Origin of the sequence: Stackebrandtia nassauensis DSM 44728 (assembly GCF_000024545.1) — a bacterium.
GTDB lineage: Bacteria > Actinomycetota > Actinomycetes > Mycobacteriales > Micromonosporaceae > Stackebrandtia > Stackebrandtia nassauensis.
Map to the genome: position 1 here is coordinate 497,370 of NC_013947.1, position 12,769 is coordinate 510,138.

10 protein-coding genes are annotated in these 12,769 nt (G+C 67.7%); 7 read left to right on the forward strand and 3 right to left on the reverse strand.

The window, feature by feature from the left end; all coding sequences use genetic code 11:
- Positions 1-33: 33 nt before the first annotated feature.
- Both SNAS_RS02370 and SNAS_RS02375 read left to right on the forward strand, forming a co-directional pair.
- Positions 34-1,434 (forward strand): FG-GAP repeat domain-containing protein, encoded by a 1,401-nt coding sequence (locus SNAS_RS02370; protein WP_013015763.1) that lies wholly within the window; start codon positions 34-36, stop codon positions 1,432-1,434.
- A gap of 399 nt (positions 1,435-1,833) precedes the next feature.
- Positions 1,834-2,268 (forward strand): hypothetical protein, encoded by a 435-nt coding sequence (locus SNAS_RS02375; protein ID WP_013015764.1) that lies wholly within the window; start codon positions 1,834-1,836, stop codon positions 2,266-2,268.
- Between the two features lie 70 nt (positions 2,269-2,338).
- Here SNAS_RS02375 and SNAS_RS02380 read toward each other — a convergent pair whose 3' ends face one another.
- The 3 genes from SNAS_RS02380 to SNAS_RS02390 form a co-directional block, all read right to left on the reverse strand.
- Positions 2,339-3,085 (reverse strand): SIR2 family NAD-dependent protein deacylase, encoded by a 747-nt coding sequence (locus SNAS_RS02380; RefSeq protein WP_013015765.1) that lies wholly within the window; start codon positions 3,083-3,085, stop codon positions 2,339-2,341.
- 82 nt (positions 3,086-3,167) lie between these two features.
- Complete coding sequence (locus SNAS_RS02385; RefSeq protein WP_013015766.1) at positions 3,168-4,055, reverse strand: hypothetical protein; 888 nt, start codon at positions 4,053-4,055, stop codon at positions 3,168-3,170.
- Between the two features lie 130 nt (positions 4,056-4,185).
- Positions 4,186-5,046 (reverse strand): hypothetical protein, encoded by an 861-nt coding sequence (locus SNAS_RS02390; protein ID WP_013015767.1) that lies wholly within the window; start codon positions 5,044-5,046, stop codon positions 4,186-4,188.
- A gap of 243 nt (positions 5,047-5,289) precedes the next feature.
- On the opposite strand from SNAS_RS02390, the gene SNAS_RS02395 reads away from it, so the two are divergent.
- The 5 genes from SNAS_RS02395 to SNAS_RS02415 all read left to right on the forward strand — a co-directional run bounded on the left by SNAS_RS02395 (position 5,290) and on the right by SNAS_RS02415 (position 12,760).
- Positions 5,290-5,559 (forward strand): hypothetical protein, encoded by a 270-nt coding sequence (locus SNAS_RS02395; RefSeq protein WP_013015768.1) that lies wholly within the window; start codon positions 5,290-5,292, stop codon positions 5,557-5,559.
- Between the two features lie 168 nt (positions 5,560-5,727).
- Positions 5,728-6,090, forward strand: a complete 363-nt coding sequence (locus tag SNAS_RS02400; protein WP_013015769.1) for a hypothetical protein — start codon at positions 5,728-5,730, stop codon at positions 6,088-6,090.
- A 629-nt stretch (positions 6,091-6,719) separates the two neighbouring features.
- Positions 6,720-10,325, forward strand: a complete 3,606-nt coding sequence (locus tag SNAS_RS02405) for an ATP-binding protein (RefSeq protein WP_013015770.1) — start codon at positions 6,720-6,722, stop codon at positions 10,323-10,325.
- 3 nt (positions 10,326-10,328) lie between these two features.
- Positions 10,329-12,200, forward strand: a complete 1,872-nt coding sequence (locus SNAS_RS35600) for an NfeD family protein (protein ID WP_013015771.1) — start codon at positions 10,329-10,331, stop codon at positions 12,198-12,200.
- 53 nt (positions 12,201-12,253) lie between these two features.
- Positions 12,254-12,760 (forward strand): hypothetical protein, encoded by a 507-nt coding sequence (locus SNAS_RS02415; RefSeq protein WP_013015772.1) that lies wholly within the window; start codon positions 12,254-12,256, stop codon positions 12,758-12,760.
- Positions 12,761-12,769 lie beyond the last annotated feature (9 nt).

The window sequence follows — 12,769 nt, forward strand, 5'->3', positions numbered from 1 at the left end:
TGAGAGCTCGCATCAGTGATGAAGGAAGGCCCAATGAGAAAATCACGTTTGTCCCCCCGTGCCCGCAAGGCGGGGGTGATCACACTGGCCGTAGCGGTCGGCGTGACGACGGTGGGAGCAGCGGCCGTGGCGTACGCCGACCCCGCCGAATCCTCCGTGCCCACGTCGTCGGACTTCGACGGCGACGGCAAGGACGACCTGGCCATGTCGGCGCAGAAGACCGACGAAGCCGCCGAGGACTCGGTCGTCATCGACTACACCACCGGTCTGGCGAACAAGGAGCTGTACCCGGAGTCGGCCTACGGCACCGACGGTTTCGGGGTGGGACTGGCCGCGGGGGACCTCAACGGCGACGGCTTCGACGACCTCGCGGTCGGCTGCGTCAACTGTGACTGGGAATGGGGCGGCGCGACCGTCTCCATCTACAACGGCTCCGCCGAGGGCCTCAAACCCGACTCGGCGGTCAACGCCGAGGTCGGCGACCCGACCTACGCCGTCGGCATCGGTGAACTCAACGGCGGGGGAAGCCTGGACGTCGGCTCGACTCGGCTGGGCGACGCCAGCGCGGTCTCCTCGCGCGGCGACGACGGCTGGTGGTCCGACAAGTGGGTCAACACCGGGATGCCGACCGATGAGAACCGGCTGGGCTCGGTGGCCATCGGCGACGTCAACGGCGACGGCAAGGACGACCTGGTCATCGGCACCCCCACCGCCGACGGTGGTTCGATCACGCTGTTCCCCGGCCCGGTGACCGAGGGCAAGAAGGACACCGTCAAGGCCGTCGAGCTCAGCCCGACGCTGCGCGACCTGGGCGCCTCGCTGGCCGTCACCGACGTGACCGGCGACGGTCTGGCCGACGTCATCGCCGGGGCCCCGACCTCGACGGTCGGCGGCACCAGCTGCGGCGCGGTCCAGCTGCTGATCGGCAAGACCAACGGCATTGCCGCCGACTTCAGTCAGCGGCTCACCCAGGAGAGCGCCAACATCCCGGGTGTCTGCGAAGCCGGTGACGACTGGGGCCGTTCGGTGGCCGCGGGCAACGTCGACGGTGACGCCGGCGCCGAGGTCGTGGTCGGGGTCCCCGGCGAGGGCATCGACTCGCTGGGCAAGGCCGGTACCTACACCACGCTTCAGTCCACTTCGACCGGTCTGACCGGCACCGGTTCGTTCGGGGTCTCGCAGGCCACCGCCAACGTCCCGGGAACCGCGGAGTCCGGTGACGGCTTCGCCTCCGCGCTGGCGCTGCGGGACGTCAACGACGACGGCCGCATGGACGTCGTCATCGGTGCCCCCACCGAGGACGTCTCCACCGTCAAGGACGCCGGACAGGTCGTCACGGCGCTGTCCAGCGCCACCGGCGCGCCCGCCGCGGGCACCACCGAGGTGACCGGCAACAAGTACGGGCTCAAGCGATTGGGCTGGGAACTGGCGTAGTCACACCGCCGGGACCCACCCGGCGAACGCGGAATCGGCGACCCCACACCGTCTGGGGTCGCCGACTTCTCTTTGCCGTCGCCCTGCGGCAACAGGGCCGCACCGACTTCGATCAACCCTCCGGCCGGTGTGGTGGGTGCCGGTACATATGAACAACGATCGATGTAGCTCAAAGCGTTGTCCCCCAAAGGGACTAGAGCCGTTCGGGGGCCGAGACCATCCAAAAGTACGAATCCGGTGACCCCGTCGTAACCGTCTCATGCTCACCTCGTTGATTGAAGGGGCGGGATGTCCCAAGTGGTGTTACAGCGACGGCAATCGCTCTGCTGCAAGACATTCCACCCTCCTTTGCCGTCGGATCGCGACCGCGATGCCGTACCGATTGAAAGAGGGAGTCTGATGTCAGAACTGTGGACTGCCGTGGCGGCGCTGGCCGCCGTGGCAGCCGTGGTCACCCCGGTGCTGATGGTCCTTCGCACCCGCATGCGGGAGGCGAAGCGTCCGGCCTATGAGAAGGCCTGCGAGAACTTCGACCAGCTGGACCGGATGTCGGCCGCCGTCACCAGACGGTCGTTCACCAGGTCCGAACTGGACGACGAGAGTTTCGACGACCTGCTCGGCGACCTGGAAGTCGTCGAGCGCAAGACCTTCGACGGCTGGCGGACGCGCAACGCCGCCCCGGTGCGGGAACTGATCTCCCACGCCAAGGCCATGTACCACGCCGAATCCGCCGACGATCCGGACTGGAAACTCAAGCAGGGCGTCGAGGCCGGAGCGATCCAGAAGACCCTGCGCCGCGCTCGCGCGGCTCTCTACCACCAATGGGGACGCTGACCGCGTTCCTCCCCGCGTGACCCCATCGCCGAGACGGACCACCCGCGCCGTCTCGGCGATCCCGTTCCCGTCAACGGGTTTCGGCGACCCAGCGCGGCAGCTCGCGTTCGGCGAGCCCGGTGACGGCCGCGTGGAAACCGGGATTGAACGGCAACGGCTCCCGGGTCAACGCCACACACAGCGCACCGGCCTGCCGCGCCACCGCCACCAGGTTCGCCGCCGGGGACACCCCGCACGAGGTTCCGACGGCCAACAGCAGATCCGCCTCGGCGGCGGTGTTCCAGGCCCGCTCCAGATCCTCCAGGTCCAGCTGCTCCCCGAACAGCACGATGTCCGGCCGGGCCCGCCCGCCGCACCCGGCGCAGGACGGAATCGTCTCGCCGGTACCGACATAGGGCGCGACGAGGGCGCAGCCCGCGTCCAGACACCGCTGCCGGTGCGCGTTGCCGTGCAACTCGATCACGTCCCGCTGCCCGCCGCGCTGATGCAGCCCGTCCACGTTCTGAGTGACCACCAGCAGGCTGGCGGTCCGGGCGAGCAGCGACTCCTCGGCACCGGCCAGCGCGCGGTGCGCCGGATTCGGTTGCGCGGCGGCCGCCAGGTGCGCCAGCCCGCCCCACAACCGCCACACGGCGGCCAGGTCGGTGCCGACGGTGTCGGCCTCGGCGGCGCGGGCGGCCTCGGGATCGTTCCAGGTGCCGTCGTCGCCGCGATAGGTCGGCAGCCCGCTGGGCCGCGAGATCCCGGCACCGGTGAGCACCACGACGCGCGAATACTCCTTCAACGGAGCCAGTTCGGAAAGCGACACCTCGTCCATGCCCTCGACGATGCCAGACGCGCCCAAACGCCAGGCGTCCCGCCGGGTTACGACGGGACGCCTGCCTGGAGAGGTGAGGTCTCTAACCGCGCTTGTACTTCTCCCACCACGTGAAGTCCACTTTGTATTCGTCGGGGGTGTTGTCGGCGTCGTGGTTGGCCAGGCCGTTCTTGCCGACGTAGTAGTCGTGGACCTGCGCCTGTGCCGAGGAGGAGAGGTCCGGGTCGGCCACGCCCACGGCGTGGATGTGGTAGTCGAAACCCTGGTCGGGCGTACGCAGCCAGGCCGCGAAACCGACGGTCCGCAGCGCCTTGACCAGCTCCCAGCGTTCGGTCTCGCCCAGGCTGTTGACGCCGATGTCGATGACGCCGCCGCCGTCGTGGGTGCCCGCCGAACCCGGGTTGGAGTTGGTGTACGAGCCCTGGGTCAGCCCGATCTCGGCGCTGAACAGTTCGTCGGCCTTGGTCAGCATCTCCACGGTGCGGGTGTTGGTGCGTTCGCCGCCGTAGGAGTCGTTGCGGTCACCGGCGGCGACCTCGTTGACGATCGTGAACTGGCCCTCGGCCAACTTCGTCAGCGTGGTCTTGCCCGGCAGGCCGTTGGCGTCGATGCCGGTGTAACCCAGTTCCTCCTGCCACTTCGCGTACGCCTGGACGGTGGCCGAACCGAAGTGCTCGTCGACGTTCTTGCCCTCCAGCAGTTTCTTGGCCTCCATCGCCGTCTCGACGAGTTTCACGTGCGGGCCGCACGGGTCGGTCGGGGCCATGTCGGGCTTGGGCGGGTCGACCAGCGCGGCCACCAGGACCAGCTCCATGTCGACCTCGGCGAGCTTGGGGGAGGCGGGATCCGCCAGGGCGTTGGACGCGATCCACGTCGACGGTACGGCGACACCGGCCGCCACCATGGCGGCGCGGGACAGTACCCATCGCCTCGACCGCGGGGTTTTCATACCCCTGGGCTGCTCGGACATGTCTTGTCCCTCCTGCGAGGCCTGCTCACATATAGGCATCAATGGATCGAAATGCCATGTTCGCGGGTGCATACCGGAGTGTCAATACCGGATATGGAGGCATCATGGAGACCGCTTGCCATAACCGGGATCAGTTGGCGGGCGGCGGTTCCTCTTCCACGACCACCGGGTGCTCCTGGGTGTCGGTGTCGTCGGGATTGGCGGGCCACACGGTCATCTCGATGCTGCCCGCCAGGTTCAGCGCCCCGGCCGCCGCGCCCGGCGGCACGACCGAGAAATCGCTGAGCCGCAGCAGCCGATGCCCCTCCGGAACCGAGGTCACCAGGTACCAGTTGTCGGCCTCGTCGGTGTAAACCCAGCCGGGCAAGGCTTCCGGCGGGATCGTCACGTCGGCCGGGTCGACGGCCGGTGCCGAAACGGGGGATTGCGTTGCGGGGGGCGAGCTGTCGGGCGTCGTAGTATGAACCCCATCAGCCGCCGACAAGTCGAGAGCAGGAGGTGAGCCGGGTGGCGACGCGACGGTCACCATGCCTGGATACGGCTTGCCGTACGAGATCTGCTCCGGGCTCACCTGTGTGGGTGGCCCCTGGATCGTGGGTGGTTGCGTCCGCGCCGATCGCGTGGCAGTCTGAACCTCTCCACCCAGGGGGGACGGCGCATTTATGAGTGCTGATAGTTCGATTTTGCTGGCGAGTTTGACAGCCGCCCAAGCAGTCAGCCCCAGCGTGATGAGCCCCGCCGCGGCGATCAGCGGCACCAGGACCCACAGCTTCGTCACCGGCACCAGGGACACCCCCACCCCGGCCGCCGTGGCGCACAGCAGCACCCCGAGGACGACGCCGATGCGCGCGGGCGCGGCACCCATCCGGGGCCGTTCCGCCGAAGGCCACTTCGCGGCGGCCTTGGCCGAACCCAACGCCGTGGCCGACAGGGCGGTCAACACCAACCCCGCCACGGCGATGGCCGAAGCGGCGATGATGATGCGCTCCATTCCTGTGCCTTCCTGGGTAACTCAAGCCTGGCCACACATGATCTCATCAACGACTGTCCGACGTACCGCCCCGAGGCTAAGGCACACAGCCCCACGGCGGGGGGACGGCCGCCCGACACTCGCCACCCGGCGCGCGCCGGACACCGTCCGCGCGAGTGTCACCCGTCCATGTGAAACTGATTGTCATTGTGTGGCCTCACGAGGTGAGGTTTTCGTGTTTTCTAGACATATGAAGGGCCGCGCATGAGAGACATACCGTTCTTGATCGCGCTCCAGGCGGAGACGATCAATACCAAGGGGATCATCGACTTCTTCCTGTCGAAGATCGCGCCGATCCTGCTGGCGATCCTGGGCATCATCTTCATCGCGCGCGCGAACAAGGGAGAGGTGTCGAAGGTGCTGACGTCCTCGACCATCGCCATCGTGGGACTGGCGTTCATCGCCGGTGCCGTGACACTCGTGTTGGTCGGTACGAGTCTTGTCGACATCCTGTTCACCGACGAGGGCAACTAGGGCCGGTCCCATGAATCCATTTGGCAGGCTGCGAAGGCCCCTGACGCTTCGCCTGGCGGCGTTGTCGTCGTCGCCCATGCAACACCGGTATGGGCTCCTCCTCCGCCTTGCCATGCTCGGTCAGGAACCTTCTCGCCGCACAAAGATCCACAGGACAGGCCCTCGTACATGAAGCTGCGCACCGACGATGACATCTATCGGGCCCGACTGCTCTACCTCGGCCCGCCCGGGTACACCTTCCCGGTGCACCTGCCGTACGCCCAGTACGGGGTCTTCGCCGCGCTGCTCGCCCTCTACATGTTCATCCACTGGCTCATCTCCTTCGAAGTGGAGATCTTCCCCGCCTGGGAGATCGCGCTGGCCATGGTCAGCACGTCGCTGATCTTCCGGTACGTGGACCCGGACCGCCCGGCTCGCGCGGTGATCCGGACGGTGCTCACCGACTGGCGGCGGACCCGCGAACCCGTCGCCGAACAGCGGGACCGCCGGTACTCGGCCAGCCGGATTCGAATTCGCCAGGAGCTGATATGACACCCACCCCTGACGAAGAACCCCAGTCGCGACCGCTGGCGGTGTTCAAGGCACCCAAGGCCGCGTCCAACGACACGACCGCGCTCGCGGACGTGGTCTTTGGCGAGCCTGCGAGCCAAAGCAGGCAGCACAGCGGCGAGCCTGCGAGCCAGCCTGCCCAGCGGGCCGAAGAGCCCGCCGACCAGGCAAGCCGTAGCGACAACGGCGCGCTGAGCGACGCGCCCGAAGGCCCGGCCACACCGAGTGGCCAGCCGTCTCCCCAAGTTCACCCGCAGGACACGCGACACGCGGAATCACCTGCGGAAAACCCCGATTCTCCACAGGAATCTCCACAGGGTTATCCACAGGCTTCGGCCGGATCCCCGCATAAGTCTCCACAGGAAAATCCACAGGATCAACCGAGTTCTCCACAGCCCACGGCGAGTTATCCACAGGCTGGGCCGAGTTCTCCACAGGCTCCCCCCACGGGGACACCCGCCGATACCCCGAGTTATCCACAGGGTCCGGAGAGTTCTGCACAGCCCGATTCCGCGCCGGTTTCGGGCACTTCGGGACGCCGACGCCGAATCCAGGACATCGAGTTCCCGCAACCCGAACCCGAGAACCCGTTCGCGGAGGCCGAAGCCCGGGTGCTGGAGCAGATCCGGGCCCGGCAGCGCGCCCAGGCGATGGCCGCCGAGACCCAGGTCGGCCCGCCCGACCCGCAGACCTCGCGACTGCGTCCCCGAATGGCCGACGAGGCCCCACCGCCGTCCGCGACCCGGCCCAAGAGCCGCAAGCGCACCCCGTCCAACCCGTTCGCCGAGACCGAGGCCGCCAACCGGGCGCTGGACGAGGCCCGCAGGGCCGCCGCCGAACAGGCCCGCGCCGAGCGCGCCCGCGTCGAGGCGACCGGCCAGATCAGCGCCAGCCCCGCGTCCGGTGCTCCGATCTCGGCCCAACCGGCCTCACCCGGCCCGGTGTCGGCCCAACCGGTGAGCCCCGCGCCCGGACCACAGCAGGCCCCGCCACCGGCCCCCGGCATGCCGCCGGTCCCGACCAGCTTGCCGCCCGGCCCGCAGCAACCGGTCAACCCACCCACGGGCCAACAGCCCGTGGTCCCGCAACCGCCTGCCGCCGCCAACCCGCCGACCGGCCAGCAGCCGGTCGTCCAACCGCCAGCCGCCGCCAACCCGGCCACGGGGCAACAGCCGGTCGTCCCGCCCGCACCGCAGCCCTCGGCCCCGGTCAACCCGCCGACCGGCCAGCAACGCGCCGTCCGGCAACCGTCGAACCCCTATGTGGAGCCCCGCTCCGGCCAGCACTCGACCGTCGATCCTCGACTGTCCACACGCGCGGCCCAGCAGGCGGCACCGCAGTCACCGGCCCCCGCGCAGGCCCCGCCGCCCGCCAGACCGGCGGCGAACCCGCCCAGCGGCCAACACCCGACGGTCAACCCCGCCACCGGCCAGCAGCGCACCGTCAACCCGCCCAGCGGCCAGCACCCGACCGTCGACCCTCGACTGTCCACACGCACCACACCGCCGCAGCAGGCACCCGCGCCCGCCGACCCGAGCCACCAGCAACTGGTGCCGATGGCCCGGCCCGCGCCCGGCACCCAGCCGTCCGGCAAACCCACCAAACTTCCCAAGCCGCCCAAGCAGAAGGACCGCTCCGCGGCCCAGGAACTCGCGATCACCGAGATCGCCGGACACGCCACCTTCACCCCGACCGCCGTCACCGCCTGGTACCGGCTGCCCGAGGTGCGCTGGGCGTTCCGTCCCGACGCCGAACGCGAAGCCCTCATCTCCGCGATCGCCGAACAGTACGCGGGCATGGCGGGCTACCGACTCCACCTGCGCCGCACCACCCGGCCGTTCCCGGCCGACCAGTGGGCCCGCACGGTCGACACCAACACGCCGCAGCCGCTGCCGCCGGTGGCGGGCGCGCCCACCTGGGGCGACCACCTGGTCAACGCCCAGCACCACCTCCACAACGTCCAGCACGCCGAGGGCGAGACCTACCTGGGCATCAGCTTCGCCCGCCGCACCCTCACCGACACGCTCGGCGAGAAACTCGGCCGGGTCTTCAACCGCGGCACCAAACGCAGCGAACGCAGCCGCATCGAACGCGCCACCGAACAGTTCGACGAGGTCCTGAGCGCCTTCGGCGTCCGCGCCCGCCGCGCCACCAGCCACGAACTCGAGTGGCTGATCTTCCGCTCCGTCGCCCTGGGCATGGACCCGCCCCAGCTGCTGTCCGGCGTCCGCGACGGCCTGTGGGAACCCGGCGACGTCCTGGCCCTCACCGAACAGATCGAGCGCTACCGCACCCCCTACGGCTCCACGGTCAAGCTCGTCAACCGGCTCACCGGCGAAGAACGGCACGTCGCCGTCCTCACCGTCGGCCGCATGGAGGACCTCGACATCCCCGAGCGCCACGAACCGTGGCTGCACTTCCACGAACGCGCGCCCTGGCCGATGGAACTGTCCTCCCGCCTGGACATCCTCGGCCCCGGCGAGGCCTTCCGCAACCTTGAACACCGGCTGCGGATGATCCGCTCCCAGCAGCACGACTACGACGAACACGCCATGGACGCCCCGCCCGAACTCGAGCGGCTCGCCCAACGCGCCCTCAACGTCGGCGACGAGATGACCACCGGCCTGGCCACCGACGCGGCCCGCGTCCACGGCTGGCACCGCATCGCGGTGTCCGCCGACGACCGCGAGGAATGCCTGGAACGGGCCCGCAAACTCATCCAGATGTACAACCGGGAACTGCGACTGTCGTTGCAGCACCCCAAGAACCAGGACTGGCTGGCCCGCGAGTTCATCCCCGGCGAACCGGTCGCCAACACCGGCTACCTGCGCCGGATGCCGGTCCGCCTGTTCGCCGCCGCCCTCCCACAGGCGGCCTCCACCGTCGGCGACCAGCGCGGCGACCTCATCGGCCGCACCAGCGGCACCTGCCGCCGTCCGGTCTTCCTCGACCTGCACTTCCCCATGGAAGTCCGGGAACGCTCCGGCCTGGCCGTCTTCGTCGCCGAACCCGGCGGAGGAAAGTCCACCCTCATGGGCTCCCTGGGCTACCTGGCCGCCCGCCGCGGCGTCCAGGTCACCCTGCTCGACCCGTCCGGCCCGCTCGCCCGCCTGTGCGAGATGCCGGAACTCAAGCCCTACAGCAAGGTCCTCAACCTCACCGGCTCCCAACCGGGAACCCTGGCCCCGTACGCCCTCATCCCCACCCCGAAACGCGAACACTGGGACACGGGCCCCGAGGGCGACCGCGAGTACAACATCGCCCTGTCCAACGCCCGCGCCGAACGCCGGATGCTGGTACAGGACATCTGCTCCATGCTGGTCCCACCCCAGGTGGCCCGCGAATCCTCGACGGCCCGGCTGCTGCGCCACGCCGCCCGCCAGGTCCCCGCCGAAGAGACGTCCACACTGGAAGACATAGTGGACTGCCTCCAGGACCAGGGTCACGACGGCTCCGAACTGGCGGCCCTGCTGCTGGACGCCGCCGAGATGCCACTGGCCATGCTCTTCTTCGGCTCACCACCAGCGGACATGCTCACCGACGACGCCACCCTCACCGTCATCACGATGGCCGGGCTGCGGCTGCCGGACCTGAAGATCGAACGCGAATACTGGTCGGCCGAGGAAGCCCTGGCGCTGCCCATGCTCCACACGGCCCACCGACTCGCCGTCCGCCGCTGCTACGGCGGCGACATCCACCGCCGCAAGCTGGTCGGCCTCGACGAGGCCCACTTCATGGAGGGCTGGCGCTCCGGGCGCTCGTTCCTGGTCCGGATGGCCCGCGACTCCCGTAAGTGGAACCTGGCGGCACTGGTGGCATCGCAGAACCCGACCGACATCCTGGGTCTCGACGTCCAGAACCTGGTGTCGACGGTGTTCGTGGGTCGTATCGCCGAGGACCCGCAGATCGCGGCCGAGGCACTGCGAATGCTCCGCGTCCCGAGGGATGTGGGTTACGAGCAGACGCTGGCGGGCCTGTCGGAGGCCGATATCGCCGGTTCGCAGCGGTTGAACTACCGCGAATTCATCATGCGCGACGTCGACGGACGGGTGCAACGAATGCGCGCGGATATCTCCTATGTCCCAAGACTTCTGGAATACTTGGACACCACACCCGGTGGCCGGGAGGCTGCCGAGCGTCCGGCGAACGCACCAACAGCGCCGGGTACAGCCTCTCAGCGAACCGGACCGGCGGGAAGCCAGATGGGATCGGGATAGCCCATGACCACTGCCCCTCACGCACGACAACGCCTTCGACGTGTCCTGGCACGCCTCGCGCTGGTGGCGGTGGCGGCGCTGGCGGTGCTGTTCTTCAATCCGGGGACGGCTAACGCGGAGGATAAGAGTAAGTGCACTGTTGAGCAGTGGCACAACTCGCCGAAGACCTGTGCCGCGAAGCTTCCCAAACCCAGTGGCCAGACTTGTAAAGAGCCGCCGGTTCCAGGCTCCCCTGACACCGGCATGGCGGGTTGGTTCGCCGAACCGGACCTGCCCAAGGACAGCGATGTCCAGGGTATGTACACAAAGTACGGATATGGAGGTTACGACCTCAACCTGTACGGCGCCGACTGCACCGGCGAACTTCCCGGTGGAGCCCAATCCGGCAACGATCTCGCCAACCTGGAGTTCACGCTCGCGACCGGCATAATCGGCTCTGCGAACGGCTTGCGGCAAGCGGCCTGGGAGCCGAGCGGCATGTGGGGCTGGGCCGACAACTTCGTGGAGAAGGCGTCGAGCGCCATCTACGAGAAGGTCTTCAGTGTCTTCGGTGCGATCACCATCGGGCTGGTCGGTCTCTATCTACTGTGGCGTTCCAGGCAGGCCGACATGTCGATGGCGGTGACCACGGCGGGGTGGGCGGTGCTTGTACTTGTTGTGGTTACAGCTGTCGCGGCCTATCCCACCGAATCGGCGAAGTACGCAGACTCGGCACTCACCGGTTCTCTCAACGTCATCCAGGATGCGGTGGGGCCCCCCGCCGAGGAGGACTGCCCTGGTAACGAGGACTGCGACGACACCCGGGCGCCCGCCCTGCGTGCCTCGGACATGGCCACCGGCGAGATCCTTTACAACAACTGGGTGCGTTCGGTCTTCGGACAGAGCCCCGAGGTGGAATACGCCGGGAACAACAAGAAGAAGGTCACCGACTACAACTCGGCTTATAAGTACGGCCCTGCGCTGTACGACGCCCAAGCGTTCAGCTGGAAGGAAATCAACGACCTGCGTAAAGCCAAACCCGAAGAACGGGAAGGCATGCGCAAGGACATGGTGGACGACAAGAAGGACCAGTGGCGCAAGGTCACCGCGCTGATTGAGAAGGAAGACCCGGAGGTCTACTACAACATCACCGGCGCTAACGGCTGGGACCGTGTGGGTACTGGATTCCTGGCGCTGTTGTCAGCGATCTTCTTCGCGCTCTTCGACATCACGGCGTCCATCTTGATCATTCTGGGCTTCCTGATCATCCGATGGGCCGTGGTGGCGTTGCCGCTCATCGGGACGATTGCCATGCTGCGGCCCGCGTCGGCGGGCTTCAAACGCCTCATCTCGGCGGTGCTCGCCGCCGTCATCAACGTGATCGTCTTCGGCGTCGCTGCGGCCGTGTACCTGTTCGCCGTCAGTCAGATCCTCGCCGCCAGTTTGCCGGGGTGGCTACAGGTTTTGCTCATCGGACTCATCGGAGCGGTTGCGTGGATGTTGCTGCGCCCATATCGAAGAATCGGATCGTTGCGCGGCGGAACCAGCCTCAGTGACGCCGCGTTCGGACGCAAGTCCAAAGTCGAAGTGGAACAGAAGGTGGTCATCAAGAAGGACGGCCGCCCCGAGGACCAATCCGACGAGGTCGAATCCAGCATCGATACCAATACGAAGGAACCGCTCATGGCCGGGGCCAAGGGGTCGCGGTCCAATGCCGGTCGCGCGGAAGGCGATGCCTCCAAAGGCTTGCCACCCCGACCCACACCGGGGCGTTCCGCCCCGGAATCGGGAAGCGGTTCAGAAGCACGGCCCGGCTACGCGGTATATCGCCCCAGCTCGAGTGGAACCGGACAACAGGCGGGTGACCGTCCCCTGGTCGCCGTCCGGCCAGACTAAAGAGGACAGATATCGGTGTATACGTTCGTACTCAACAGCGGTGGTAACGCCTGATGTCTCGCAAGATCCTCCGCATCCTCGGATCCCGCTACGGCATCGCCGCCATCCTGTTGGTGGTCGTCATCATCGTCGTGGGCCTCGCGCGTGCCAACGGCGGCACTGATTCCGACACGACGGTCGATGGGTCGGATTCGATGGGTACCGAAGACGCGGGCGAACCGAACGACGGCGTGGTCACCGAGTCCGATGAGGAATCGGCGGAGAGCAGCCTTCCCAAGAAAGCGGTGGACAACGCCACCGAGTTCGCGAAGGCTTATATCAAGACCGATCGATCCGCCAAAGCGTGGCGGGCCGATGTCGGCAAGAACGCCACCCAGAAGGTCAAGGACGAACTGAAGTACATCGACCCGGAAGTCGTTCCCATCAAAGAAATTACGGACGATCCAAGCGCGGAGGGACAAACAGTCAGGTTCCCGACTGACGCGGGCTTGCTGATACTGCGTATGAAAGTGCAGGATGAAGTATGGCTCGTCGACGGCATCGATCTCGATAAGTCATAGCTCCCCGGA

Excerpts from the sequence above, each read along its gene's own strand:
- SNAS_RS02395 (WP_013015768.1), top strand. The coding sequence starts at position 5,290 with ATGAGAGACATACCGTTCTTGATCGCGCTCCAGGCGGAGACGATCAAT.
- SNAS_RS02400 (WP_013015769.1), top strand. The coding sequence starts at position 5,728 with ATGAAGCTGCGCACCGACGATGACATCTATCGGGCCCGACTGCTCTAC.
- SNAS_RS35600 (WP_013015771.1), top strand. The coding sequence starts at position 10,329 with ATGACCACTGCCCCTCACGCACGACAACGCCTTCGACGTGTCCTGGCA.
- SNAS_RS02390 (WP_013015767.1), bottom strand. The coding sequence starts at position 5,046 with ATGGAGCGCATCATCATCGCCGCTTCGGCCATCGCCGTGGCGGGGTTG.
- SNAS_RS02380 (WP_013015765.1), bottom strand. The coding sequence starts at position 3,085 with ATGGACGAGGTGTCGCTTTCCGAACTGGCTCCGTTGAAGGAGTATTCG.
- SNAS_RS02415 (WP_013015772.1), top strand. The coding sequence starts at position 12,254 with ATGTCTCGCAAGATCCTCCGCATCCTCGGATCCCGCTACGGCATCGCC.
- SNAS_RS02375 (WP_013015764.1), top strand. The coding sequence starts at position 1,834 with ATGTCAGAACTGTGGACTGCCGTGGCGGCGCTGGCCGCCGTGGCAGCC.
- SNAS_RS02385 (WP_013015766.1), bottom strand. The coding sequence starts at position 4,055 with ATGTCCGAGCAGCCCAGGGGTATGAAAACCCCGCGGTCGAGGCGATGG.
- SNAS_RS02370 (WP_013015763.1), top strand. The coding sequence starts at position 34 with ATGAGAAAATCACGTTTGTCCCCCCGTGCCCGCAAGGCGGGGGTGATC.